Raw genomic sequence first — 26,212 nt, forward strand, 5'->3', positions numbered from 1 at the left:
TTTCGGCTTTCAGCCGGGGCAGTACGTCACCGTCGGCTACGGCGAGGAAGAGCGGGAATACACGCTCATTTCGTCGCCCGCCGCGCCTGAGCTGCGTTTCTTGATCAAGCGGGTCGAGGACGGCCGCCTGAGCGGCGCCCTGGCCGGCCTGGCACCGGGAGCGCGGCTGCGCTTGAGCGGGGCCAAGGGATATCTGACCTGGCAGACAACAAACCGGCCGGCGGTGTTCGTGGCCAACGGGGTGGGCATCGCCCCTTTCGTGGCCATGGCCGCGGCCGGCATCGCGGGATTCACCCTGATCCAGGGAGCGCGAACCCCCTCCGGCCTGTTTTTCCGACACGAACTGAGCCGGGCCGCCGGACGCTATGTCCCTTGTCTTTCCGGGCCGCCGGGTCGCCAGCTGGCCCTGGCCGATGCGCACCACGGCCGGGTTACCGATTATATCGAACGCCACCTCGTCCCCGGGGTGTACGATTTCTACCTCTGCGGTTCAAGGAGCATGATCACCGACGTGACCCTGCTCCTGGACCGGCTTTGTCCCGACGCCCGCATCTACAGCGAGGCCTACACCTGAAGTAGACCTGCAGCCTGAACGCGGTGCCGGTGCCGGCCGCGTTCAGAACAATCCTTGCATGTAGCGGTGCATGGATTCGGCCGCATCCAGGCCCTGGCACACCGCCTTGGCAACGGTCTGCGGCCCGAGCACGGTGTCGCCGCCGGCAAAGATCCACTCCACGTTGGTCTGGAGGGTGATCGGGTCGACCACGTAGGTGCCGCGCGGGGTTATTGCCACCGGCACGGTTTCGTCGAGTACCGGAATCACCTTTTGGCCGACCGCGGCGATCAGGGCATCGGCCTGGAGGACAAAATTGGATCCTTCGACCGGCACCGGTAGCCTGCGGCCGGTTCGGTCGGGCTCGCCGGGTTCCATCCGCTGGCATTCCACCCCGGTCACCTGGCCGTCTTCCCGCAGAATTCGCACCGGCGCCGCCAGGAACACCAGTCGCACGCCTTCCTCCTCGACATGGGCGATCTCCACCATCGAGGCCGGCATTTCCTCGCGGGTGCGACGGTAGACGATGGTCACCTCCTTCCAGCCCGAACGCAGCGCTACCCGAGCCACGTCGATGGCCACGTTGCCGCCGCCGATTACCACCACCCGGTCCCCCAGGGCGATTTCGCGGCCGGTGAGCATCTGGCCCAAATAATCGACGCCGGAAAAAATACCCTTGGTTTCCAGTTCGCCTTCCAATCCGAGCCGGCGGCTCTCGTAGGCGCCGATCCCCAGGAATACGGCGGCAAAGCCCTGTTGACGCAACTCGGACAGGGTCAGGTCGCGGCCCACGGTGATGCCGGTCTTGACGTTGACCCCGCACTGCTGCAGGGCGTAGAGCTCGGCGCCGATGATGTTGCGCGGCAGGCGGTAGTTGGGAATGCCGACGCTGAGCATGCCGCCGAACACCGGCAGCGATTCGAAGATCGTGCAGCTGTACCCCCTGTGCGCCAGCGAATGGGCCACGGTGATGCCGGCCGGTCCCGAGCCGATAATCGCGACCTTGACTCCGTTTTTCGGAGCGCAGCGCGGCGACAGGTTCTTGCCGTTGATGATCATCCAGTCGGCAAGGAAGCGCTCCAGCAGGCCGATGGCCACCGGCGCGTCCTTCTTGTTGCGGATGCAGGCTCCTTCGCACTGAAACTCCTGGGGGCAGACCCGGCCGCAGACCGAAGGCATGGAACTGGTCTCCCGGATGGTCCAGTAGGCCTCCTCGAATTTGCCCTGGCGGAGCTGGTCGATGAAACGGGGGATGTCGTTGCCGATCGGGCAGCCCATCACGCACAACGGCTTACGGCACTGGAGACAGCGTTGGGCCTCGAGCAGGGCGGTTTCCTCGGTGAACCCCTTCGATACTTCGTCGAAATTGTCGATCCGTTCGGCGGGGTTGAGTTCGCGAGGCCGTTGCCGGGGAATGGCCAGTTGTTCCTTGATGTTCATGTCGTCACAGAAGAAGAAAGAAGGAAGGAATGATTCCCGTTAATAGCAGAATTGAGGTGAAACAGGCAACTGAGAAGAACGTTGAATTCGAGCCTCGATCGCGCCGTTTCCGCACAATGTATCGGCGTGCGCGCTATCAGAAGTTTAACCGCTCATGTGCTCGATTGTCGCTCTGGTTGATTGGCTTCAGCATTTAAGGGAATCTTGAAATTTAGCTCAGTAAGCCTCGTCAGTATCCACCGGGAAATTTTTCGCAAAGATCATGCTCTTATGTCTTTCAATTCGATCGGTTTTGCACCTTAGCGGTGCCCCGTTCCACGCTCAATGGCGTTTTTTGCCATGTTGCCGCTCTCTGGACGCACTTCACCTGTTGGTAGCCAGAAGCATCCCCATCCGGTCAAGGTTGTATGCCAAGTTGCGCAAACCGATCTTGACTCGAGCCCGGGCTATGCCGATCGTGCGCAACAACAAATTCCCCGCTCGCTGGGCCTGCACACCAAAGATGTGCTCGATCCGCGAACGGATCCTGGACCTGGTCTTATTGCCTTCCTGTTCTCGGGCCGTCAAGGGATGGTTACGACTCCCCTTGCGTTGGATGTGTTCGCGAAAACCGTCCCGTGCCAGATGTTATTGATCATTTATGAGACAGCACTGTTTTTACTAGACTTATCACCGGAACAGAGTGCCGAAAAAACCAGAGCTGATCAATCGGCGCGGTTGGCCAATCCGGTTTTTCATGACTCGGCCAACGGATCGATCGTCGCGTCGTGCATTGGCATTTTTTGCCTAAGCCAGCGATTTTTCCACCACTTCCCGCACATCGTTCGACAAGGACGGCAGCCCCCCGATTCGGGTCAACTGTTCCCGGATCAAGACCTGGCGGTCGGCATCGTAGCGTCGCCACTGGGTGAGCGGGGCGAGCATGCGGGCGGCGATTTGCGGGTTGAGCGTGTCGAGCAGGATGACCTGGTCGGCCAGGAAAACGTAGCCCGCGCCGTCGGCCGCATGGAATTGACTGTGGTTGGTGGCGCAGAAGGTGGCGATCAAGGATCGGACCTTGTTGGGGTTCTTGTGGGTGAAGCTCGGGTGCACCGTCAAGCCCCGCACCCGGTCGAGGGTTCCGGGCAAGGTACAGCCGGCATGGAGAATGAGCCACTTGTCGACCACCAGGGGATCGTGGCGCCACTGAGCGTGGAAATCGGTCAGCAATTCGGTGCCGGTGTCGAGGTCGGCATTGACCACGTAGGTCAGGGCGGCAAGGCGATCGGTCATATTGTCGCCGGTTCGATACTGCTGCACGCCCAGGGCTAGCAGTTCGGGATCGAGCAAGCCGCTTAGATCGGGGGCCAGCAGATAGGCCAGGCAACCGTTGCGCAGGGCCCGCCTGCCGGCATCGGCCGCCGTGTACCGGTAAGGAGCGTCGCTGCTCAGGCGGTGGTAGCGGGTCTGTAATTCCGCGCACAGGGCCCGGCCGATCAGGGCACGGAACTGCTGGCGGACCGAGAAAACTGCCACCGGGTCGATGGTGGTCATCTGTTGGCCGATCCAGTTTTCCGTGGGCAGGAGCAGGGCCATGGCCAGGAAGGCCGGATCGGAATCGTCATCGGCCAGCAGGTTGCGCAGGCCGTGCACCAGCCGCTGGTCGAGCTCGATGGCGTCTCCGTTTTGAAAACGGTCGATCTGAGCCAGGAGGTAGCGCAGGCCCAACTGTTGCCCGGCGTCCCAGCGGTTGAACGGATCGGTGTCATGGGCCATCAGGCGGCTCAATTCCTCGTCGCTTTGCGCAAACACCACCTTGACCGGAGCGGAGAAGTTGCGGAGAAAGGAGACGGTTGGCTTGGTGGGGATCTCATCCAACACAAACCGCTGGCTCCGTTCCGAGAGAATCAGCGTCCTGGTGGCCGAGTCGACGGCGCCGCCGATGGGCAGCGAACGGCCCGTTTCATCGAGCAGACCCACGGCCAAGGGCATGTAAAAGGGCTCTTTTTCCGCGGCTTCCCTGGTGGGCGGGCAGTTTTGCGCCACCTCCAGCACCAGGTGCCGGGCTGCCGGATCGTACGTCGCCTCGACGGTCAGCTCCGGGGTGCCGGCCTGGCTGTACCACCGCTTGAATTGATCGAGTTCCCGGCCCCAGGCCGCCTCCATGGCCGCGACGAAATCGTCGCAGGTCACGGCTTGGCCGTCGTGTCGCTCAAAATAGATGTCCATGCCCCGGCGGAAGGTCTGTGGTCCCAGTAGGGTGTAGAGCATGCGGATCACCTCGGCGCCCTTGTTGTAGACCGTGAGGGTATAAAAATTGTTGATCTCGACGAACGAGGGCGGCCGCACCGGATGGGCCATGGGGCCCGCGTCTTCGCGGAACTGGAAGGATCGGATGATGTTGGCGTCCTGGATGCGTTTGACCGGCCGGGAGATCATGTCGGCGGTGAATTCCTGATCGCGGAACACGGTCAGCCCTTCCTTGAGGCTCAGCTGGAACCAGTCGCGGCAGGTGATGCGGTTGCCAGTCCAGTTGTGAAAGTATTCGTGGGCAATGACTCCCTCGATCCCCTCGTAGTCGACATCGGTGGCGGTTTCGGGCAGGGCGAGCACGTATTTGGAGTTGAAAACGTTCAGCCCCTTGTTTTCCATGGCGCCCATGTTGAAGTCGTCGACCGCCACGATCATGAAGGTATCGAGGTCGTATTCGCGGCCGAATCGCTCCTCGTCCCAGCGCATGGCCTTTTGCAGGGCGCGCATGGCATGGCCGCATTTATCCTGGTTGCGCTCTTCGACATAGATGCGCAGGTCGACGATGCGGCTGGAACGGGTGGTGAAGCTGTCGCGGATGTGCACCAGGTTGCCGGCAACCAGAGCAAAGAGGTAGCAGGGTTTGGGAAAGGGATCGTGCCAGGTGGCATAGTGGCGGCCGTCGCCCAGATCGCCGGAATCGACCAGGTTGCCGTTGGCGAGCAGGACGGGGCAGGCGGTCTTGTCGCCGACCACCGTGGTGGTGAACACGCTCATCACGTCGGGACGGTCGGGAAAGCAGGTGATGGCACGGAAGCCCTCGGCCTCGCACTGGGTGCAGTAGTTGCCGGAGGACAGGTACAGGCCTTCCAGGGCGGTGTTGCCGGCCGGATTGATCACGGTTTCAACGGTCACCGTGAACGGGCGGCCGGGCAGGCCGAGGATGATCAGCAGGTCATCGGCAAAGCTGTATCGGTCGCTGGTGAGTTCCGTCTCGTCCACCTCCACCCGCACCAGTTCCAGCCTCTTGCCGTTGAGCACCAGGGGCTGGCCGGTTTGGCCATTGGCCCGACAGGACAAGGTGGCCCGGACGCGGGTGGCCTGGGGATCGAGCTCCACCCGGAGATCGATGCGGTCGACCAGGTAGGCGGGTGGAGTGTAATCCTTGAGAAATATTTCCTTTTTTATGGCTGTCACCATGCAACCTCCTGCTGGGGGAGAAAAAGGGGCCGCCGTGGCCACCGCAGCGGCGGAGCGCCCGCCCGCGGCCGTCGAATGTCAGGATAACGGCGGATATGGTTTACGGATTTCCGGGTGGTGTTCTTTGTGGTATGGTTGCCCGTTGAAACCGCCGGGCCGGAGACAATCGGCACGGCATCTCTCCGACCGTCACCGCGGATCGTGCAAGGCTAGCGTAAAGACCCGATGAAAGCAAGAAGAAGACGCACAATCAGGCGGCTGCGACATTGGGCCGGTTGTGTCGAAAACCGGAAGCAGCCGGGGCGCTTCACGGACCGGGAGGCTGGCGGCCGTGGCTGAACAGGCCGATGTGCTGGTGGTCGGCGGCGGTCCGGGCGGCTTGGCCTGCGCCACGTTGTTGGCGCAACGAGGAGCCAGGGTGGTCCTGGCCGAGCGCAAGCCGGTGCTGGGGCCCAAGGTGTGCGCCGGCGGCCTGACCTGGCACGGCCTGCTGCGGCATGTGCCGGAATCGCTGATCGAACGGTCCTTTGCCGAGCAGGATGTCCGGACGCCCTGGCAGCGGGTGAAGGTGGCCGAGCCGGACCCGATCGTGGCCACGGTCGACCGGCAGCGGCTGGGGCAGTGGATGGCCGAACAGGCCCTGGCCGCCGGGGTCGCGGTGCGGGCTGGCACCAAGGTCGCGGATCTGGAACTCCATCGCGCCATCCTGGAGACCGCCGCCGGGGGCCGGTCCGCCCTCGAATTCAGGCACCTGGTGGGCGCGGATGGCTCCACCAGCCTGGTGCGCCGCTTTCTCGGGCTGCCGGTGGCCGCCATGGGCATCGGCCTCAACTGCACCCACCCCGGCACCCGTGCCCGGATGGAATGGCACCTTAATCCCCGCCGATTCGGGGCCGGCTACGGCTGGATCTTTCCCCACCGGCACACCGTATCCATCGGTGCCTATGGCGACAGTCGCCAATTTTCCGGCCGCGAGCTGAAAGGGCGGCTGCTGCGGTGGGCGGCGGAGCAGGGCTTCCGGCTCGATTCCCAAGCCATCCGCGCCGGGCTGGTCAATTACGACTACCAAGGGGTTCGCTTCGACCGGGGCTGGCTGGTCGGGGATGCGGCCGGACTGGCCTCCGGCCTCACCGGCGAGGGCATCTATCCTGCCCTGGTCTCGGGCCAGGCCGTGGCCAGGATGATTCTCGACCCCAATTTTCACGACCAGGAACTGGCCCGGCTCGCCGTCCGGCACCGCCAGCATCGCCGGATGACCGCCCTGGCAACCGACAATCCCCGGTTGAGCCGACTGCTGCTGGAGACCATGGCGCTGCTGCTGCGCACGAAAATCATTGATTTTCGTCTACTGGAAATGGCAGACTAGGGCCTTTCCCCTTTACCGCGAATCTCCGCCTGACGTACCTATGACCAGCAATCAAAAGAAACTGCTTGCCAACGGCCTGTTCATCGCGGGCAGCCTCGTCATTTTGGGCGTGCTGCTCGATGCGCCGCCCGAAACCACCAAGCCGCTGCCCCACGACCAGAACCATGAACGCTTCATGGCCATGGACAAGAAGGAGGCGGAGCGGTTTTGCGAGCAATGCCACGCCACCGGCAAACAGATGCCGCTTCCCGCCAACCATCCGCCGCCCAACCGCTGCCTCTTCTGCCATAAACGCAAATGAACGAGAAAGGATCGACCATCCAGGATGTCTACTATGTGTCCGGCTCCACCGCCATCCTCGCCGAGGACATGGGCAAGGCCCTGTTGGCCCAGTTCCAGGGCATTCGCTTCCGCGAAGAAAAAATTCCTTTCGTCCACACCCCGGACGACGCCCGCAAGGCCCTGGCCCATATCCTTCAGCAGTCGGAAGGCGGCCAGCCCCTGATTTTCTGCACCATCATGGAACAGGAAACCCGGGACGTGTTCAACTGTCCGGAGGTGAAATTTTTCGATATCTTTCTCAATACCCTGGAGTTGCTGGAAAAGGCGCTTGGCGCCGAGGCCCTGCGCGAACCCGGCTATTCCCGCCATTTCACCATCTCCAAGATGGACAAGCGGGTCGATGCCATCCACTTTTCCCTGGAGCACGACGACGGCACCAAGCCGGCGGAATACGACGAGGCCGAGATCATCCTGATCGGGGTGTCGCGTTCGGGCAAGACCCCGGTTTCCATCTATCTGGCCACCCACATGGAACTCAAGTCCGCCAATTTTCCCCTGACCTCCGACCACCTCGACCAGCACGAACTGCCCAAGGAGATCGTCCGCAACCGCAAGAAGGTAATCGGCCTGACCTGTTCGCCGGGCTATCTGCACAATATCCGGGAAAAACGCTACGCCGGTTCCACCTACGCCAGCCTGGCCAACTGCACCAAGGAGCTGCAACAGGCCAAGCGGCTTTATCTGCGCCACAACCTCAAGGTGCTCAATGTCGAGGGCCGCTCCATCGAGGAGATCGCGGTCCAGGCGATCCAGGGGATCGGGCTTGCCCGGAAGAACAACCGTTCGCGGGGCCGGGACATTGACGGCCGCAAGATATGACGATCAATCGGTGCAAAGAGAGCACACCTTCAACTAAAAGATAAAGCGAAGCGGCGCGGGTTTTGTCGGGGTGCGCGTTCTGCGCCACCAACGTCGATCCGCTGGTTTGACCAACGCCGCGACCGCCAGGAGGAATAGTCCATGGATCAACTCTTTCAACCTCTCGCCCTGGGCCCCCTGACCCTGCCCAACCGTATCTGCATGGCGCCGCTCACCCGCTGCCGGGCGGACCGCGATCATGTGCCCAGCTCCCTGATGGCCGAGCACTACGCCCAACGGGCCACGGCCGGGCTGATCGTTGCCGAGGCCACCATGGTGCAGGAGGGGCATTCGGCCTTCCAGACCGAGCCGGGTATCTACAATGCGGCCCAGATCGAGGGCTGGCGGCGGGTGACCGATGCGGTCCACGCCAAGGGCGGCCGCATTTTCCTGCAGCTTTGGCACGGCGGCCGGGCCTGCCATCCCCTGATCAATAACGGCGTGGAGCCGGTGTCGGCCAGTGCCCTGGCCATCACCAACGACGTCACCCACACCCCTCAGGGCAAGGCCGACTACGTGGTGCCACGCGCCCTGCGCGACGAGGAGCTGCCCGGCATCGTTGCCCTCTTCGGCCAGGCCGCGGCCAATGCCAGGGCCGCCGGGTTCGATGGCGTCGAAATCCACGGCGCCAACGGCTATCTCATCGACCAATTCCTGCGCGACGGCTGCAACCGCCGCACCGGTCCCTATGGCGGCGGCGTCGCCAACCGGGCCCGCCTGTTGCTAGAGGTGCTGGACGCGGTCTGCACCGAATGGGGCAGCGGCCGGGTGGGCCTGCGGTTGTCGCCCATTTCCAGCTTCAACTCCATGGGCGACAGCGACCCGATCGGGCTGGCCTGCTGGCTGGCCGAGCGGCTTTCACCGCTCAACCTGGCCTATGTCCACCTGATTCGAGGCGATGTGCTGGGCGAGGTGCAGGGCGATGTCCTCACCCCGTTCAGGCGGCTGTACCAAGGGATTTTGATCGCCAACCTGCGCTACACCGCCGCCGAGGCGGAGGCTGCCATCGAGGCCGGCCGGATCGACGCCGTGGCCTTCGGCACCGCCTACATCGCCAATCCCGACCTGCCCGAGCGGATCAAGGCCAAGGCGCCGCTCAACACCCCGAATCCGTCCACCTTCTACAAGCCGGGTCCGGTTGGATACACCGACTACCCGTTCATGGCCACCAACTGAGATGGCGGACCAAGAGACCACCACCCCTTTTTCCTGGCGAGCGCGGGCGCAAAGTTTTTGTTATGCCCTGGCCGGCGGGCGGGTGCTGCTTGTGGGCCAGCACAATGCCTGGATCCATGCCGCCGCGACCGTCGCGGTGGTGATCGCCGGCCTGGTGTTTCGCCTCCGTGCCCTGGAATGGGCCTTGGTGGTGCTGGCCATCGGCATGGTCTGGGCCATGGAAGCGGTCAATACCGCCATCGAGCTGCTGGCCGACGAACTGTCGCTCGAACAACGGCCCCGGCTCGGAAAGGCCAAGGATGTGGCGGCATTCGGCGTCCTTGCCGCTGCCCTGGCCGCCGTGGGCATCGGCCTGTTGGTGTTCCTGCCCCGGCTTTTTACCTGAACTCCGTCTAACCTTCGCCCAACCTTGGACCAATGAACAATCAACGAAGAGATTTCGATGCCGCTGCCGCCACCTGGGATGAAAAACCGCAGCGGGTGCGGCTGGCCCGGGAGGTGGCCGAGGCCCTGGTCCGCCATCTGGGCATCGCCGAGACCATGAATGTGCTGGATTTCGGCTGCGGCACCGGCCTGTTGACCCTGCAACTGCAACCCCTGGTCCGCACCATTGTCGGCGCCGACAGTTCGCGCGGCATGCTCGATGTGCTCAACGCCAAGATCGCGGCCGCCGGATGGGACAATACCTGCTCCATGAACCTCGACTTGGAGCAGGGCGACAGCTTGAAGGGTAAATATCATCGCATTGTCAGCAGCATGACTTTGCATCATGTCCGGGAGATCGAGCCGCTGCTCGCCCAATTCCACAGGGCGCTGCTCCCCGGCGGCATGGTGGGGTTGGTGGACCTCGACCTGGAAGGCGGCCGATTCCACGACGATAACACCGGCGTCTTTCATTTCGGCTTCGACCGGACCGCCTTGCGCAGCCTGCTCGCGGCCGCCGGATTTACCGAGGTGCGCGACCTGACCATCACCGAAATCGTCAAGCAGGCGGGCGACGGCACCACCCGAAATTTTTCCGTTTTCCTGATCGCTGCCAGGAAATAACGCCCGCGTTTTTTTCAGAATCGCGGCGGCCGGATGACCCGCTCAAGTTCCGGCTGCCACGCCCCTTGCCGGTGGTTGTAGGTTTTGACCACCACCTTGTCCGGATAAAGCAGCAACGAATTGGTCCAGATGGTTTCGCGTTTCATGTCGGCGTTGTGGATGTTGGCGACTCGGCCGTCATAAAGGTTGATCGGCGAGGCGTAGCTAGCCTCGGTGGCCGGAGTGTGGGTATGGCCGGAAATCCAGAGGAAGACCTGGGGGTTGGCGGCGAGCAGGGCCTGGATGGCTTCCACCGGCTGAGCCACCGAATGGGGTTGGTTGATGTAACGCTTGAAGGGATGCAGCGTTCCCTTGAGCGGACCGTGAAAAACGATGGCCGTGGGGGTGCGGGGCGCGCGGGCCAGTTCGGTCCGCAGCCAGTCGAGCTGCCGGTCGCCGATGCCGACCGCGTAGCGATCGTGGTCGGCGGAAACGAACAAAAAAAGATAGCCGCCCACCATCCGGCTGTGGGACAGGGCGGGCAAGTGGAAGGTCTGGCGAAAGCGGGCAAGTTTGGCCGCCTGCTCTTCCGGCGATGCCGGGTAGAAATCGCCAGAATCCGGCCGGGACGGGGTGGCGTAGATGTAGTCGTGGTTGCCGGTGACCAGGGCCAGGGGATGGTTCAGGCGCTCGAAAAACGAACGCGCCGCCGCATATTCGGCCGGCGTGCCGTAGGTGTCGCAGATATCGCCCACCGCCACCACCAGGTCGACATCGCGCCAGCCGTTGATGGTGCGGCGGACCCGTTCCTTGGCGGCCAGATGGCGGCCGGGCAGGTGCGGGTCGCCCAAGACGACAACCCGGCGATATTGCCGCTGCGTCGCCGGCGGACAGGAAGAGGAGATGCCGGCAATCAGGGCGAGCAGGGCCGCCAGGACGATTGCCGCCCCGAGGTGCAAGCCAATGCCGGCACGTCGGCCCGACACCGACGAACCGACAGTTTGTGCATGGAAAACATTATTCATTTTTGACAGCAGCTTGGCGGTTCATATACAATAACTTTGCCGTGGGCCTTATCTCGCCATGGTCTGAAGCGATACTCCGGACACTCACACTCGGTATGGCATGGCAAAAGGACAAAAGCCGGTCAAGACGACGGCGAATATCAAGAAAAACAGGCTGTACCTGACGATTGCAGGCAACATCGACGCGAAAATGATGCAGAAGCTCTACACTGACATCCGCTTTTGCGTCGCGGACCTGAAAAAAGGCTTCGATGTGGTGAGCGATGTCTCGCAGTGCAACATCCTGTATGTCACCGGGCTGCCCATCTACAAGAAAATCATCGATTTCTTGATCGCCAACCATGTCGGTTCCATTGTCCGGATCATCAGCGACGACAACCTCAGCTACAAGCAGCTGGCCAACTTTTCGGCCCGGATCCACAGCTACCGCACCCTGTACGCCCACAGCTTGGAAGAAGCGGAGCAAAAGCTGGAGGAGCTGGCCAAGCGCGACGGCATCCGCTTTTCGTTCAACTTCATGCAGATCCAATGCGAATGGAACGGGCGGGCCGATGTCGGCCAGTTAATCGATATTTCGATCAGCGGCTGCGCCGTCCAAGCCCAGGCAGAGGCGCCCGCCGTGGGCGAGGAGATTGGGATACGCCTTGAGTTTACCCCCCGCAACGACCAGCCGGCCGAGCCGTTCGAGCTGCGGGGCAAGGTGGTCCGCAGCGGTGAAGATGGCAAGTTTGCGGCTCAATTCATCGATCTCGAAGAAGAGCGCAAGGCGCAACTCTACGAACATCTTGCCTACGAAGTCACCCGAATCCCCTTTGAGCCGCCGCAATGACGGCTGGCGGCCCGGCGGCCGCCGTCCGCGCGGCTGTCCGGCGAGCTTTGTTTTAACGGCGGCCGGCAAGCAGCTGCCGCACCTTTTCCCTGCATCTCTTTCCCTTGCACGGCCCGTCGCCGATCCCGGTGGCTGCCGCCACCTCGGCAAAGGTGGTGGCGCCGTTGTCGATGGCCTCGATCAGCCGAAGCAGTTTGACTCCCTTGCAGATACAACCGGCCTTGAGACCGGCCATGGTCCGCTCATTCGGCTGCATGGCCGTTCTCCCCGCGTAGCCGGTCGTGGATCTGTCGGGCCAATTCCGGCCCGATGCCGGGAACCGCGGCCAACTCCTCGACCGTGGCCGCGGCGATCCGCTTGAAGCTGCCCAGAGCTTGGAGCAGAAGCCGTTTCCGTTTCGGCCCGATCCCCTCGATGATGTCGAGGCGGGAGTGCAGTTGCGCCTTGCCCCGCAATTTGCGATGAAAGGTAATGCCGAAGCGGTGGGCCTCGTCGCGGATGCGCATCAGGTACAGCAGGGCCGGGGCGTGCGCCGGCAGCAGGACCGGATTTTTGCGGCCCGGCCGAAAGAGCTTTTCCCCTTCGTCGGCCTTTTCCTTGGCAATGGCCACCAGGTCGACTTTCTGCAGGCAGTCGAACCGGGCCAGCACTTCCACCGCCACCTGCAACTGCCCCTTGCCGCCGTCGAGCAGCAGCATGTCGGGCAGATTGTCCTCCTGCACCCCCTTGTCGATCCGCCGCTCCAGCACCTCGCGCATCATGGCGTAATCGTCGGGGGTGTCCTGCGATTTGATCCGGTAGTGCCGGTACAGGCCGGCGGCCTTTTCGCCCTGGACGAAACAGACCAGGGAGCCGACCGCCTGTTTGCCCAGAAGATTGGAGATGTCGAGGCATTCGATCCGCTCCGGCCGGTTGGCCAGCCGTAGTTTGGCTTCTAGCGAGACGGCCAGCGTCTCCCAGGAAAGTTCTTTTTTGGCGCGTTCCTCGAGAACCTGGGCGGCATTGGCCGCGGCCATCCGCATCAGTTGCATCCGCTTGCCCCGCTGCGGCGAGCCGATCGATACCGGCCTGTCGCGCAGTTCGGCTAGCCGCTCCTCCACCAGGGCCTGATCCTCGATGGCAAAGGGCAGCAGCAATTCCCGGGGCGGCTGTCGTTCGGCGGAATAGTACTGCAGGATCGTCTGGGCAAGCAGGCTGTCGTCCTCGCCCAAGGGATCGGCCAGGAAAAAGGATTGGGCCCCGGTGATCATGCCGCCGCGCACGAATAGCAGGGCAATCCCGACTGCGGCATCCTGGCGGTGAATGCCGAACACATCCTGGTCGAGGTGATGCTCGGCCGCCACGGCCTGATGCTCGATGGTCCGGCCCAGGGCCTGGATCTGGTCGCGGAGATGGGCCGCCTGTTCAAAGGCCAGGTTTGCGGCGGCCTGCTCCATCCTGGCGGTCAAATCGCCAATGACCTGGCCGGTTTTGCCTTCCAGAATCAGGAGCACATCCCGCACCATGGCCTGGTAGACCTCCGGCTGTACCTTGCCGGCGCAGGGCGCCAAGCAGCGGCCCATCTGGTAGTTGAGGCAGGGGCGCTGCCGCTCGCGGACCGTGGCGCAACGCCGCAAGGGAAATTGGCCGTGGAGCAGTTGCAAGGTGGCGCGCATGGCCGTGGACGAGGCATAGGGGCCGAAATAGCGGTTGCCGTCGCGCAGCCGCTTGCGCGTGACCGTGACCCTGGGCCAGGGATCGCGGATGGTGACCTTGATCAGGGGATAGTTCTTGTCGTCGCGGAGGATGACGTTGTAGCGCGGCCGGTGCTGCTTGATCAGTGAGGCCTCGAGGATCAGCGCCTCCTTCTCGGTGGTAGTGAGGATAGTCTCCACCCGTTGGACATGGGTGAGCATGACCGCGGTCTTGGAATGGGCAGGACCGGCGAAATGGGCGTACTGGCTCAGGCGCTTGCGCAGGTCGCGGGCCTTGCCCACGTAGAGCACCTGCCTCTTGCCGAGCATCAGGTAAACGCCCGGCCCATGGCTGACGGTGGCTAGAAAGGCCGATGAAAGAGGTGAGGCCTGCTGGTCTTGGTTGGCTTGTTCAGGAGGTGACATGGGTACGGCCACGCATGCCGCTTCGATTGGTTTTCTTGTTTGTGCTCAGACGGTTGTTGCCTGATGAAGGCACCGTTGATTTTCATGACGATGCCTTCACCCGTTAAAGTAAGGGATGAAGGCTTGGAGATGGTAATTGTTGATCATTCCCAAGGGATTGAAGGGGTGATCGGCAACCAACTTCCAGCTATCATTGATCGGGCCCGGCATGGCATGCCGCCATGGCTCAGCACCAGAACAAAACTGATGACCATCGAACCTCGGCCAAGCTCGTTTGCCGGCAATCGGTGGTGTTCTTGACGCTCCGGCAAGCCGGTCGAGCAAACGAGATCTCTCGCTGCGTCCGAGATGACCATGTGGCCAGCGTTATCCTTGTCACGAACGTCCTTTGTCGGTCGTTTCGACGAACGCAGTGTGGAGAAATCTCAAGAGATTTCAACAGAATACTCTCCGGGATCAAATCAGCTGCATTTGAGTGGCAACCAGTAAACAAAAAGAAAAATCAAGGTTTGATGTAGGCGTAGCCGTCTTGCTGGAGTTCGATCAGGGCCACGATGCCGGCCGGGACGATCTCGCATCCCTCGATCAGGCTTTCCGGATCGACATTGAAGCGGTTCAGGGCATTGCGGCAGACCTTGAAGGCCACCCTGGCCTGCTGCAATTGCCAGATCTCTTCGCGGTAGGCCGCGCACTGCTCAGTTTGCAACAGGTTGACCGCAGGACCGTTGAACAGGATGACCAGGTCGTAGTGTTTTTCCGGAATGGCGCGCAGCAGGTTGCCGGCATTGGCCAGGGCAATGTTCAGCGGTTTGATCTCGTCGAGGTCGACATGGAAAACGGCGCGATAGATCATGGTGTTATACTCCAGACTTCAGGTTCGATGAAAGGCGGCGGCAAAGAGCCTCCGAGTGTATTCCTGTTGCGGGTTGGCGAAAAGGGCGGCGGCCGGACCGCTTTCGACGATGCGGCCCCGCTGCATCACGGCCAGGTGGTCGGCCAGCGAGCGCACGGTCCGCAGGTCGTGGGTGATGAAAATATAGGTGAGTTGATAGCGGTTTTGTAGCTGCTGCAACAATTCGAGCACCTGCTTCTGGATGGTCATGTCCAGGGCGCTGGTGGGCTCGTCCAGAATCAGCAATTTGGGCCGCAGGATGATGGCGCGGGCAATGGCGATGCGCTGGCGCTGGCCTCCGGAAAATTCGTGCGGAAACCGTCCGGCCAGGGCCGGGTCGAGTTCGACGTCGTGCAGGGCCTGCTCCACCAACAGCCGCCGTTCCGCTTTGGTGCCGCCTAGGTCGTGGACCACCAGCCCCTCGGTGATGATCTGTTCGATGGTCATGCGCGGCGACAGGGAGGAGAAGGGATCCTGGAACACGATCTGCAACTCCTTGCGCAACGGTCGAAACCGGCTGCCGCTCAGGGTCGAGAGGCAGTGGCTGACGCCGGGCTCCGGAAAATAAAGCACCTGGCCTTGGTAGCGGATGAGTCCGAGCAGGCAGAGGGCCAGGGTGGACTTGCCCGAGCCCGATTCGCCCACCACGCCCAAGGTGGTGCCGGCATGCAGGCTCAGGCTGACATCGTCCACGGCCTTGAACACCGGGCGTTTTCGCCGCAGCCAGTCGGTCCAGCCGGTTTTCAGGGCAAAGGCGCAGGTGATGCTGTTCAGCTCGATCAGCTTGTCGCCGCCCGGCCGGGTCTGCTGCACGCCATCGGGCACGGCGGCCAGCAGCCGGCGGGTGTACGCCTCGCGCGGGCTGGCGAATAAATCCGCCACCGGGCCTTGCTCGACAATGCGGCCGCCATGCATGATCGAAACCGTATCGGCGATCTGGCGCACCATGGGCAGGTCGTGGGTGATGAGCAGAACCGACATCCCGTATTCCCGCTGGATATCCTGGATGAGGTCGAGAATCTGGTTCTGGATGGTGACATCCAAGGCGGTGGTGGGCTCGTCGGCGATGAGCAGCCGGGGCTGGCAGGCCAGGGCCATGGCAATGATCACCCGTTGGCGCTGGCCACCGGACAATTGGTGCGGGTAGCTGTCGATCCGGTTCTGCGGGTTGTCGATGCCGGTGCGTTCCAGCAGGTGCAGGGCGCGCTCGAAGGCCTCTTTTTTACCGAGCCGCTGGTGGAGCATCAACGGTTCCATCAACTGGTCGCCGATGGTGTAGACCGGATTGAGGGCGGTCATCGGTTCCTGGAAGATCATGGCGATCCGGTTGCCGCGAATGGCCCGGATCGACGGTTTGTCCAGCAGGCTCAGATCGTGCCCTTCAAAGAGGATGGCGCCGCTGGTTTGGATCTCGTTCGTCTCCTCCAGCAGACGGAGGATGGACAGCGCGGTGACCGATTTGCCGGAACCGGATTCGCCGACCAGGGCGTGGGTCTCGCCTTCGGCAATGCGAAAGGCGATCCGGTCCAGCACCGGGGAAAGACCGCCTTCGGCATCAAGGAAGGCAAGGGAAAATTGATCGATGTCAAGCAAGGGAACCATGGCAGCGCAACCTATGTAAGAATGCGCTACACTACCCGAGGGGCCGCCGCAGGGCAACAGGAAGATGCCGGTTCGAGCGAGGGCGGCTTGAATTGGCCGGTTCTTTGCATCACCTTTGCATCTAATACCACTCCGACACATGTTTTGCATTTTGGCCCTTTCATGTTATCATGGCTGCCATGACAACCGAGATCATATGTCCGGGCGTAGATGAATACATGGCTCCGTTTATGAGCTTTTTCCGCCGCTCAGAGGGGCGCGCGTTGGCGGAAAGCTATGTCAGCGGCCTGCTCATGGATGGTGAGCGCAAATCCGTTGAACCTATGTCGGAGCGGGTTAATGCGTCCGAACGGAGCATGCAGCGCCTGCTTTCCCATGTCAAATGGGACGAGCAGGGGGTTCTGTCCACCTATCAGGACAGGATGCTTGCTGTTACCTCCGATCCCATGGGGCTTTTTCTCATTGATGACACCGGCTTTCCCAAGAAGGGGCGGGAAAGCGTCTGTGTGGCGCGGCAGTATTGCGGCGCCACCGGCAAGACGGATAACTGCCAAATCGGTGTCAGTGTGACCTACATAGGCCAGGGAGTGGCTTGGCCGTTTGGGATGAAGCTGTTTGTCCCTGAAGCATGGGATAAGGGCGATGCCGAGTGCATACGACGCCGAATCAAAACAAAGATGCCGGATTCGGTTCGTTATCGGCCCAAATGGCGCATCGCCCTTGAATTGCTTGACGAGGCGACCTCCAGGCAGGTTCCCCATTGGGCAGTGGTTGCCGATGGTTGGTACGGAGACATCCCGGAATTTCGGCAAGAGCTTGTCAATCGCGGCAAACGCTATATCCTTGGGGTCTACTCGGATACGCAGGTATTCCTTGAGTCGCCAACGGTCGAGCATGCTCCTCCACCTGAGCGCAAACGAGGCCGTCCCCGAAAAAAGGCCAAAGCGGTTGCGGTCAGTCCAGAACCGATCAAGGTTGCAGCAGTTGGCGCCGCCATTGCCGAGGATGCCTGGGAACGCCTGACGATCAGGCGAGACGGTCGGGATCAACCGCTGGTCGTTGAAGCCGTGTCGCTCAGGGTTTACCCTGCCCATGGTTGGCGTAACGGTGTTGTTCACGAGGATGTCTGGCTCCTGGTTGAACGCCGGCATCTGGCCAAAGGCGAGGTGGAGTTGCGGTACTTTTTCAGCAATATGCCGCAGGCCATGCCAACACTTGATCTGGCGCGGCTCAATCATGAACGATACTGGATTGAGCACGGCTATCAACAACTCAAGGAAGAACTCGGCCTTGATCATCACGAAGGACGATCTTGGCTCGGATGGCATCGCCATGTGCTCTTGACCTTTTTGGCATACGGTTACCTGACTTTGATCAGGCTCGAGCAAAAAAAACAGCAGAATCGGAGCATATGGGGCCAATGGCTTCAGAGCCGGGGGATTCTGGAGAAAGAGTATTTCTCCTGAACTCGGCGTCTGTCGCCGGCTGGCCGTTGCGAAAGTGTCCGCTCCGCTCGTCAGAACGATGGCGGAGAAGACAGCGAATCCGAGGAATGCCATCGCTGCCAGATATTCGTCATCAAATCATTTTTCTCCTCAATCGTCGATTCGTTCGAGAGTCCGCGAATTCCAATCGAGTACGGCTGTGCATTTTTTCATTTTTTGCGCCAGTGCGCCGAATTCGTTGCCAATGACCTCTGCGGCGAATTGGGAAAGAAAGCGAGATTTCAATTCTGCCCGCGCTCGGTCGACACCGATCTCGTCGTAAGGAACCGAGGCCAGGAGCAGGAAACCGTCATCAGGGATGCGGCCTGCCCGCATGTTATTTTCGATTATTGCGGCGGCTTTACGCAGGGGGTCGGCCAGGTCCGGACTGTAGGGGCCAATAATCAGAGCCAGGTTGGTATGGAGAAAGTCGAAACCGCGGCCAAGGCAGATCATCCACTCGCGGTGTTCGATGTCAAGGGTCCGCTCATGGCGTCGATCCTGTTCGCGTACCTGGGCGATATGCTCAATATTGCCGTGCAAGAGTGGTAGAAGATCGGCGCGCATTTGGGCAGGCATGTCCGGTAGGAGCGATTCCAGCTGATTGGGCAGGGTCGCTCCGTCGGCGGCGGAAAGGGAGGCAAGATAGAGCGCGCCTTTATCCGCCCCGTGAATCACCAGGGCATCCTCATCAGTTTCAAAGCCACAGACGAGCGGGTAAACCGTACCGTGACTGTGGCCGAAGATATGTTCAACCTGGCGGCGAATTTCAAGGGTATGGGCAAAGGCTGCTTCTGTATTGTGGTTGAATCCGGCACAGCCGCGCTTGGAATCGCCCTTTGACCAGTGATAGGTGATGAGGATCAGCACGCGCCTGCCCGAACCGGTCATGCGCATGACATGATGGGCCAGCACTTCGCCGAGATGGGGCCAGCCCAGGTTGAACATGCCTCCCAAGTTGCGGAATGGCATCAGGATACCGGTGGGTGTGTTGGTTGCCACGGGAATGTTAATACGGCCATCCATGCATTTCAGAACTGCAATCGCGGTTGGGTGCTCGGCAAGATAGCGCTGTCGCGCCAGCCATGCCTCGGGGCTGCTGAAATGCTCGCCATGTCGTCTGGCGAGTTCAAAAGTCCATTCAATACGCTCGGCAATCGGCCTGTTCAGAATCTGATACACGATGCTCCCTCCTTAACCGGCGACATTGCCAACCAGTTGAAATTGTACGCACTCCGCCACGATTACGGCATGACTTCACTCTATCCATTCTCAAGGTTTTTTAGGATCGTGGCAATATGCAAAGCGCGACAGGACGGTTCAACGTCGCTTTGTGCGGATTTTTGCCAACTCGTAAATCCCCCGTGTCGTGAACTTGTCCCATAACCCCAAAGGCGGCGTATGGCTGCAAAATGGACGGTGCAAAACCCGGCTGTCTATTCCGGCACGATCAGCCGTGCCAACGCTCCATCCTCGGGAAGATTTTCGATGCTCACCCGCCCGCCGTGCATAATCGCCACCTGACGGACGAAGTTCAACCCCAGTCCCGTGCTTTTCTGGCCGGTTGAGGCCCGTGGCAAAGAGAAAAATTTGTCGAAGATTTTCTCGCTGGCGTATAGGGGGACGCCTGGACCCTGATCGGAAATTTCCAGAATGATTTCAGAGCATTTCCTGTTGGGCTGCCGAGAGGGGCGCCGAAAAGCCCTGATGGCGATACTTCCGCCCGGCGGGCTGAAATCGAGGGCGTTTTGCACTAGGTTGACCATGGCTTGATGCAGCAGAAAGCCATCGCCGGAAACCGTCAGCCCCTCGCCGGGATCGACGGCAAAAGAATGATTCCCGGCTGCCAAAAGCGGCTCGAAACTCTCGCAAACCGTACGGATCAAGGCGCTTATCGAAACCGGCTCGCGATTTTCCAGACAGAACCGGTTTTCCAGGGCCGCCAATTCCAGCATTCGGTCCACAATGGCTTGAATCCGCCGCGACTGACCGTCGATATTGGCAATGAAACGCGCCCGCCGCTCCGGTGGCATGGCCTTGCCCGCACCCTCGTCGGCCAGTAATTCCGCCGCGCCGTGGATGGCCGACAGCGGACTTTTCAGCTCGTGGGTCAGGTGTTGGACATATTGCTCGACATATCGCCGTCCTTCCAGGGCGCGCTGCATTTCGGCCAGGGCTCGTCCCATTTCGCCGATTTCGTTGTTGGCCAGCCGGGGAAAAGCTGGCGATAAACCGTCGCGGATGCCCCGCGCATACCCGGTGAGGGTCTTGATGGGCCGGGTGATCCAGGTGGCGGCGGCCAGGCTGAAGAGGCCGGCGATGATGAAGGCGATCAGGCCGCTTTCGGCAATCTCCAGTTTGGCGCCGCTGACAAAATAGCGGATATTGGTGGTCGGCTTCACCACGGTCAAAACGCCCCAAATGGTGCCATCGACGACAATCGGCGCCGCCACGTGCAGCCGCGAAGTCGTCTCGTCGGCCCGATCGAGCCGGGTGGTGCGCGCCCCATATCGGCCGGAGAGCGTCAGGGCGACATCGCGCCAGGCACTGAAATCCTTGCCGATATTTTCAGGATTTTCCGAGTCGAACAGCACGATGCCCTTGTTATCGGTGATCGTGAGGTGAGAATCAACGCGCTCCTTGTCCAGGTCATAGATGCGGGCGGCCAGCTCCCGATTGTGGATGCGGGCGAAAAGCGCCTGCCAGTTCTGCCGGGAAAATTGGTGTCGCGCTATTTCCGCCTCGACCAACGAAGCAAGGATATTGGCCTGATCGGTCAGGCTGTCTTCCACGCCCTCGCGGTAGTGGACGGCGATGGTATCTGCGAGACGATACAGGGGATAGAGCAGGCAAGCGCAAGAAACGGCCAGACAGGCGATAAAGATACGGCCGCCGATACTCATGACCGCTCGTGCAGCGCGTAGCCGACGCCGCGATGGGTGACGATGGCCTCGTCATCCGGAGCGATGGCCTTCAGTTTGGCGCGAATATTTTTGATGTGGGCATCCACGGTGCGTTCCATGCTGGCGTCCGGTTCTTCCCAGGCCAGGCGCATCAGGTGCTCCCTGGTGAAGACCCGGCCCGGACTGTGTAACAAAACACCCAAGAGGTTGTATTCGTAACGGGAAAGCTCCAAGCCGACGCCATGGTAGAAAATCTGGCGCCGGTCGGCGTCCACCCGCCAAATCGCCGAGGACGGGGCAGCAGCGGGTTGCGTCTCCTGGTGGCGTTGGCCGGTACGGCGCAAAATCGCCTTGACCCGTGCCGCCAGTTCCCGTGGGCTGAAAGGTTTGACCACATAATCGTCGCCGCCCAGTTCCAACCCCAAAACCCGGTCGATTTCGCTGGAACGGGCGGTGAGAAAGATGACCGGGACATCGAAGCGCGGACGGATGAGCTTGATCAACTCCAGGCCGCTGATGTCGGGCAGGCCGATATCCAAGACGATCAGGCTGATGTCCTCCCGTTCCAGCAGCATCGGCACTTCGCTGCCCGTGGAACGGACGATCGTGGCAAAGCCTTCTTCCTCCAACACATATTGCATGGCGTCCACAATGGCCGGTTCGTCTTCGATAATGAGGATACTGGCTTTCATGAAAGGCTATTCTGAAAAATTTGCATTGGTTGGCGTGAAGTCGACGTAACGATATCTCAATAAAATTGTATCAACTATTTGATACGATTTTGTAAAAATTACAATACAGGTCGTAAAAAAATGCAGGACATATGCCGTGCGCGGCCGAAGGAGGTTCGCGGCAACAATGCGTTGGTTATGCATCTGCGCGCATGGTAGGAAGGAGCATGCTGATAAAATCCTATGAAATTACTGTTTAGTGGGTTGGATTATATGTATATGTTAACATTTCCAAGAAAAGATGTTTGTTGACTTTTTTTGATTATATTTATTTGTCAAACTGGGGGTGGATCAATAAACATTGCGGTAAACTTATTGTAAATAATGCATTATTTTTTATATAAAATCAATATGTAAAATAAATACACATATGGTTAAAGTATTTTTATGCGATATTCGCATATGTTTTTTTCGTCTATTAGTGCCATGTTAATGATGTTGAAAATAGCTACTGATTGAAATAAAGCAATTAATAATATTAAATAATTTATTATATTAATAATTTTTATTTTTTTTAACAAAAACAATTGCTATTACTAATGTCGCATCAATAAGTATTGAGATTGCAATGAATATACTATTGGCTATAATTGATCCTAATTGTGTTTCTATTGATAAGCATTCTTTGTAATTATACATTATAAAAAAATTAACCAAAATGGATACTATTATTGCATGTATTAATAAATATATATTTATATTATTGTTTTTTATTTTCCATTTTATGGATGTGGTGTCAAGATTCATCGTGTCAACTTTTTCTAGCATGGATATCGATATTTCATAAGAGAATAAATGGTTTGTGAAATATTGCTAGGATTCATCATCGCTTGGATCACTGCAATTTTTCCACACTGTTACCACCAGCGCCACACCCGCAACCAACGTCAGCACGGTCAAACCATGTTCAATAAATAAGGCGGGCCTATCCATCGCACCGTTGAGCAAAGGAATGCCCAGGGTGAACAGCAGATAGAGGCCGGCGGCGAGCCAACCGTAACCAGGGAGAAAGGCTGGGGTAATTTTCGCCGTTTGCTGGCGGCATCGTTGTAACAGCACCGACAACAACATCGCGAACAAGCAGAGACACAAGTAATAGATCACCACGCCTTCCAATCGGTGCAGGCGTTCCGGACCGAGCACGCCAAAGCTAATCTGCTCTTGATACAGGAAGATGGCGAGCAGAATCCGGCCGGTGTTGACAAGCAGGCCGACACCGTAGGCGCTGGCGGCTATCCCCAGAACCCACCAACCCGGCCTGGCCTGCGGTGGGTAACGGACCGCCAGGCACAAGCCGGTGGCGAGCAAAACCAGAAAAAAGTTGAGCCCCGAACAGGCCGGGGCAATGAGGATTTCCTCGACAGCGTTGTAATAGCCCAGACCCTCCAGCCGCGTGAAGCCCAGGCCGGAGCAGAGTGCCACCAGCTCGCTGGCCGGGCGCAGAAGCCAATCGAGGCTGGCGGCACTGGCATCGGCGAAACACCATTTGACCAAGACGACCCCGGCGATAATCGCGGCCATGGCCAGGGTACCGGAGAAGGATGAAGCGGGCTGTTTTTCCATGATCGAACGCTTTCGTGAGTCGATTGTCAGAACAGGCGGGGCGCCCCGTTTTTCCGCGCCAGGCGCCAGACCGTCGCCAGGGCGGCAAGGGCCAGCAACCAGAATTCCGGCTCCGGCACCCTGCGTCCCGGCACGGCCAGTTCGGAGACGCCTTTTGGCAGGGGCAGCGGCTGTTTCACCTCGTTACCCGCGCCACCCGCATTGCGGACAACCTCGTCGACAGCGACAAAGGACGTATGGGCAGTCAACAGGTTGTAAGTGAGCCCCAGATTGACAATGGCGGCTTTTTGCTCGGCGTTCTCGCCCTGGCCATAATCGGACAGCCGTGCCAGTCGATTCCTGGCCCACAGGGCACGCAAGCCGGCGTTTTTCTCGTCGGTCTGCACCTCGCCCGGCGCAAAACTCTGGCGGTAGGCGCCGTCGCCATTCACCCCGGAAAGGACGATCCGGCCGTCGCGCGGGCCGCGCCATTTGCCGAAAACCAGCAAGGGGCGCTGGGCGAAAAGATCGGGGACGTGCGTTGGTTCGATATCGTAGGCGTCGAATCCTTCATAGGCGACCTTGATGTCCGTGAGCACCGGCGCGGAAATATAATCGCAAAAACGCTTCGCCATTGCGGGCGCCTCGCCGGGATCGGTGAGGATAAAGGTTCGCCGCGCCCGGCCACGGCCAGCCCTTCGACCAGATGGCGATTAACGGCAGAGCCGATACCGAAGGCGAACAGGTTGCTATGACCGAGATTTTCCCGGATCAAGGAAAACGCTTCCTTTTCCGCCGAAACATACCCATCGGTGATCACCAGGACACTGCGGGAAACCCTTTCCTCGGCCGGCATGGCCATGGCGGTGCGCAGCGCCGGCAACAATTCGGTGCCGCCACCACCTTTGAAATTGTTCAACATGGCCAGCGCCGCCTGGACATTACCCGTTGTCGCCGCCACCGGTGCCGGTGCCATTACCTGATTGCCGCCGGCGAAAAAGACCATGTTGAAACGGTCTTCCGGACGCAAGGAATTGATCAGGCCGGTGAGCAGGGTTTTGGCGGTATCCAGCGGAAAACCGACCATCGATCCAGAAACATCGACCACAAATATATACTCTCTCGGCGGAATCTGGTTCACTGCGGGCCGCCGCGGCGGCTGCGCCATCAACAGAAAGAAGTTTTCGTCCTTGCCGGCAAACAGCATCAAACCGGTGGCGATGGCATCTCCATCTAGCCGGTAATGCAAGATGAAATCGCGATCGCCACCGAATTCATGGCCCGACAGACTGACGTTGGCTGTATCCGGGGACTCGTAATCGACCTGGACCGCATGGGACGGACAGGAAATATCCTTGACTGGCATCCCGGCGGCCAGCCGGGTATGGATGGAAAAGCCGGTTTTTGCGGCGCTGTCTTTTTTTAGGTAGGGATTTTTCACCCACTGGCTTTTTGCCGGATCTTCAAGGGCGCCGCTGTAGCGCGGGCCAACCACCGTCGGATAGACGAATGCATAGACGCCGTTTTCGGGAATCAGCAACTCGGTGTAGACCAGTTCGACGTCGATGACGTCGCCGGGCAGGATATTGGCCACCGCCATACTGAAGACATTAGGGCGTTCCTGGGTCAGCAGCGCGGCGCTTTTTCCCGCCTGCTTGGCCTGTTCGTACACTGCCTGGGCGGCCTGACGTTCCTTGATCTGTGCCCGGATCACCCGCTCGCCAACGGTCATGGTCAGGCCATGGACAGCGGCCCGGGTCGAGCCGGGGAAAATGTAGCGGGCGTGGATGGGCTGGCCGCTGCGATTGGCGTATTTCTGCCGCACCGTCACCTGGGCGATGACACCGCTGATGTTCACTTCGGTCCGGGTATCGAGTAGGGAAAAATTTTCCCCGTTATCTTCGGTGGTATTCTCCGATTCGACGAAGAAATAGGGGGATAGGGAGATGTCGGTTTCCGTGGAGCTTGCCGGAAACGGCGTACAACAAAAGATCAAGGGCAACAACAAGGCGAAAACACAGCGGACGAAACGAGTTTTGGGCATGGCGACCTCCATGGCTTGGGTGAAAGAACAACCGCAACACTTCTGGAGAGTCGTTGTAACCCGGTGCTGTGAAACAATGATGAAGAGACCGTGAAAAGTGGTGATGCAACCAACTCCGTGAGATTCTGGCGTCGATTGCCCGCTCCAAGCCAAAGAAACGGCCAGGAGTGCCCGCCGGTGTCGGCTGATCGGCTAGTGGCTAGACGGACCGGGTGGTGGATTATGGTCCTGATCCGGCTGTAAAGAGAACGCCGCGGGGGCTTCGCGATGGTTATCGCGGTTGCGGACACCTCTCTTTGCTCACACTCGCTATTAAGCAAAAGTGATAATAAAAATAAATTTGATTTATTTTTTAGGGTTGATTTTCGCAAACCGGGCCGCTAATATGAAGTTAATCCTTCATATGGATTGTCTCCTTGCACCCCTTTGCTGCGACCCCCTTGCGCGGCAAAGGGGTCTTTTTTTCTGATTACCATCAAGCCTCAGCCAAGCTCGTTTGCCGGCAATCGGCGGTGTTCTTGACGCTTCCGGAAAGCCGGTCGAGTAAACGAGACTCACTGCGTTCGAGATGACCGCTGTGACCAGCGTTATCCAGGTTCCGAACGTCCTTGGTTGGTCGTTTCGACGGACGCAGTGGAGAGATTACCGAGGTGGATAAATAGTTAAATTATTAATAGATTGTTGGTATAAAATCGTGTATACTTTTCGCATGGAAAAGATCGATGCACGAACACATAATCAGCAGACCCAATACGAGTTGCGCAAGCAGGTTGTCAGGCTCCGCAAGCGTGGTTTTTCGAACAAAGAGACGGCGGAGCTCGTTGGCATCTCCGCGGCACATGCCAGTACGATCTGGAATAAGTATTTGCGG

At 59.7% G+C, this 26,212-nt stretch carries 24 protein-coding genes; 10 read left to right on the top strand and 14 right to left on the bottom strand.

Annotation, left to right across the window (positions count from 1 at the left end; all coding sequences use genetic code 11):
• On the top strand, window positions 1–574 hold a 574-nt coding region (locus RMR13_RS05215), incomplete at its 5' end, for an FAD-binding oxidoreductase (RefSeq protein WP_310599580.1).
• A gap of 42 nt (window positions 575–616) precedes the next feature.
• Here the strand turns inward: RMR13_RS05215 and RMR13_RS05220 are convergent.
• From RMR13_RS05220 to pepN, 3 genes are all read right to left on the bottom strand, one after another.
• On the bottom strand, window positions 617–1,993 hold the full coding sequence (locus tag RMR13_RS05220; protein ID WP_310599581.1) for an NAD(P)-dependent oxidoreductase: 1,377 nt from the start codon (window positions 1,991–1,993) through the stop codon (window positions 617–619).
• A gap of 363 nt (window positions 1,994–2,356) precedes the next feature.
• Window positions 2,357–2,617, bottom strand: coding sequence for a transposase (locus RMR13_RS05225; protein WP_310599603.1), 261 nt, complete (start codon window positions 2,615–2,617; stop codon window positions 2,357–2,359).
• A gap of 162 nt (window positions 2,618–2,779) precedes the next feature.
• Complete coding sequence (gene pepN, locus RMR13_RS05230; protein ID WP_310599582.1) at window positions 2,780–5,422, bottom strand: aminopeptidase N; 2,643 nt, start codon at window positions 5,420–5,422, stop codon at window positions 2,780–2,782.
• 331 nt (window positions 5,423–5,753) lie between these two features.
• Between pepN and RMR13_RS05235 the strand changes: the two genes are divergently transcribed.
• The 6 genes from RMR13_RS05235 (at window position 5,754) to RMR13_RS05260 (ending at window position 10,211) form a co-directional block, all read left to right on the top strand.
• Entirely contained in the window at window positions 5,754–6,788 is a 1,035-nt protein-coding gene (locus tag RMR13_RS05235; protein ID WP_310599583.1) for an NAD(P)/FAD-dependent oxidoreductase, read from the top strand.
• A gap of 40 nt (window positions 6,789–6,828) precedes the next feature.
• Window positions 6,829–7,089: a hypothetical protein gene (locus tag RMR13_RS05240; RefSeq protein WP_310599584.1), complete on the top strand. Its 261-nt coding sequence runs from the start codon at window positions 6,829–6,831 to the stop codon at window positions 7,087–7,089.
• A complete protein-coding gene (gene ppsR / locus RMR13_RS05245; RefSeq protein WP_310599585.1) occupies window positions 7,086–7,949 on the top strand; it encodes a pyruvate, phosphate dikinase/phosphoenolpyruvate synthase regulator in 864 nt (287 codons plus the stop codon). Before RMR13_RS05240 ends, ppsR begins: the two co-directional genes overlap by 4 nt.
• 141 nt (window positions 7,950–8,090) lie before the next feature.
• Window positions 8,091–9,164, top strand: coding sequence for an alkene reductase (locus RMR13_RS05250; RefSeq protein ID WP_310599586.1), 1,074 nt, complete (start codon window positions 8,091–8,093; stop codon window positions 9,162–9,164).
• Between the two features lies 1 nt (window position 9,165).
• Entirely contained in the window at window positions 9,166–9,549 is a 384-nt protein-coding gene (locus RMR13_RS05255; RefSeq protein WP_310599587.1) for a diacylglycerol kinase family protein, read from the top strand.
• Between the two features lie 32 nt (window positions 9,550–9,581).
• Entirely contained in the window at window positions 9,582–10,211 is a 630-nt protein-coding gene (locus tag RMR13_RS05260) for a class I SAM-dependent methyltransferase (RefSeq protein ID WP_310599588.1), read from the top strand.
• A 14-nt stretch (window positions 10,212–10,225) separates the two neighbouring features.
• Here RMR13_RS05260 and RMR13_RS05265 read toward each other — a convergent pair whose 3' ends face one another.
• On the bottom strand, window positions 10,226–11,176 hold the full coding sequence (locus RMR13_RS05265) for a metallophosphoesterase (RefSeq protein ID WP_310599589.1): 951 nt from the start codon (window positions 11,174–11,176) through the stop codon (window positions 10,226–10,228).
• 139 nt (window positions 11,177–11,315) lie between these two features.
• Between RMR13_RS05265 and RMR13_RS05270 the strand changes: the two genes are divergently transcribed.
• Window positions 11,316–12,044, top strand: a complete 729-nt coding sequence (locus RMR13_RS05270) for a PilZ domain-containing protein (RefSeq protein WP_310599590.1) — start codon at window positions 11,316–11,318, stop codon at window positions 12,042–12,044.
• A gap of 52 nt (window positions 12,045–12,096) precedes the next feature.
• Here the strand turns inward: RMR13_RS05270 and RMR13_RS05275 are convergent, their stop codons facing one another.
• Both RMR13_RS05275 and uvrC read right to left on the bottom strand, forming a co-directional pair.
• Window positions 12,097–12,300, bottom strand: coding sequence for a (2Fe-2S)-binding protein (locus RMR13_RS05275; RefSeq protein WP_310599591.1), 204 nt, complete (start codon window positions 12,298–12,300; stop codon window positions 12,097–12,099).
• Complete coding sequence (gene uvrC, locus RMR13_RS05280) at window positions 12,287–14,143, bottom strand: excinuclease ABC subunit UvrC (RefSeq protein ID WP_310599592.1); 1,857 nt, start codon at window positions 14,141–14,143, stop codon at window positions 12,287–12,289. Before uvrC ends, RMR13_RS05275 begins: the two co-directional genes overlap by 14 nt.
• Window positions 14,144–14,206: 63 nt before the next feature.
• Between uvrC and RMR13_RS05285 the strand changes: the two genes are divergently transcribed.
• Window positions 14,207–14,443 carry a hypothetical protein gene (locus RMR13_RS05285; protein ID WP_310599593.1) on the top strand — a complete coding sequence of 79 codons (237 nt, stop codon included), beginning with the start codon at window positions 14,207–14,209 and terminating at the stop codon, window positions 14,441–14,443.
• 202 nt (window positions 14,444–14,645) lie between these two features.
• On the opposite strand, the gene RMR13_RS05290 is transcribed toward RMR13_RS05285, so the two are convergent.
• Both RMR13_RS05290 and RMR13_RS05295 read right to left on the bottom strand, forming a co-directional pair.
• A complete protein-coding gene (locus tag RMR13_RS05290) occupies window positions 14,646–14,996 on the bottom strand; it encodes a DsrE family protein (protein ID WP_310599594.1) in 351 nt (116 codons plus the stop codon).
• Between the two features lie 18 nt (window positions 14,997–15,014).
• Window positions 15,015–16,637, bottom strand: coding sequence for a dipeptide ABC transporter ATP-binding protein (locus RMR13_RS05295; protein WP_310599595.1), 1,623 nt, complete (start codon window positions 16,635–16,637; stop codon window positions 15,015–15,017).
• A gap of 179 nt (window positions 16,638–16,816) precedes the next feature.
• Here RMR13_RS05295 and RMR13_RS05300 point away from each other — a divergent pair, with 179 nt between their 5' ends.
• Complete coding sequence (locus RMR13_RS05300) at window positions 16,817–18,103, top strand: IS701 family transposase (protein ID WP_310599596.1); 1,287 nt, start codon at window positions 16,817–16,819, stop codon at window positions 18,101–18,103.
• Between the two features lie 129 nt (window positions 18,104–18,232).
• On the opposite strand, the gene RMR13_RS05305 is transcribed toward RMR13_RS05300, so the two are convergent.
• The 6 genes from RMR13_RS05305 to RMR13_RS05330 form a co-directional block, all read right to left on the bottom strand.
• The gene (locus RMR13_RS05305; RefSeq protein ID WP_409070262.1) at window positions 18,233–19,306 is read right to left on the bottom strand and encodes a hypothetical protein; all 1,074 of its coding nucleotides are present in this window, start codon (window positions 19,304–19,306) and stop codon (window positions 18,233–18,235) included.
• Between the two features lie 251 nt (window positions 19,307–19,557).
• The gene (gene creC / locus RMR13_RS05310) at window positions 19,558–21,024 is read right to left on the bottom strand and encodes a two-component system sensor histidine kinase CreC (protein WP_310599598.1); all 1,467 of its coding nucleotides are present in this window, start codon (window positions 21,022–21,024) and stop codon (window positions 19,558–19,560) included.
• Window positions 21,021–21,716 (bottom strand): two-component system response regulator CreB, encoded by a 696-nt coding sequence (gene creB, locus RMR13_RS05315; RefSeq protein ID WP_310599599.1) that lies wholly within the window; start codon window positions 21,714–21,716, stop codon window positions 21,021–21,023. Before creB ends, creC begins: the two co-directional genes overlap by 4 nt.
• An 852-nt stretch (window positions 21,717–22,568) precedes the next feature.
• Window positions 22,569–23,318: an exosortase K gene (gene xrtK, locus RMR13_RS05320; RefSeq protein ID WP_310599600.1), complete on the bottom strand. Its 750-nt coding sequence runs from the start codon at window positions 23,316–23,318 to the stop codon at window positions 22,569–22,571.
• Window positions 23,319–23,344: 26 nt separating this feature from the next.
• The gene (locus RMR13_RS05325) at window positions 23,345–23,806 is read right to left on the bottom strand and encodes a hypothetical protein (protein ID WP_310599601.1); all 462 of its coding nucleotides are present in this window, start codon (window positions 23,804–23,806) and stop codon (window positions 23,345–23,347) included.
• Entirely contained in the window at window positions 23,746–25,341 is a 1,596-nt protein-coding gene (locus RMR13_RS05330; protein ID WP_310599602.1) for a VIT domain-containing protein, read from the bottom strand. The genes RMR13_RS05325 and RMR13_RS05330 overlap by 61 nt, the downstream gene beginning before the upstream one ends.
• Between the last annotated feature and the right edge of the window lie 871 nt (window positions 25,342–26,212).

Source organism: Desulfobulbus sp., assembly GCF_031547805.1.
In the GTDB taxonomy this organism is placed as follows: domain Bacteria; phylum Desulfobacterota; class Desulfobulbia; order Desulfobulbales; family Desulfobulbaceae; genus Desulfobulbus.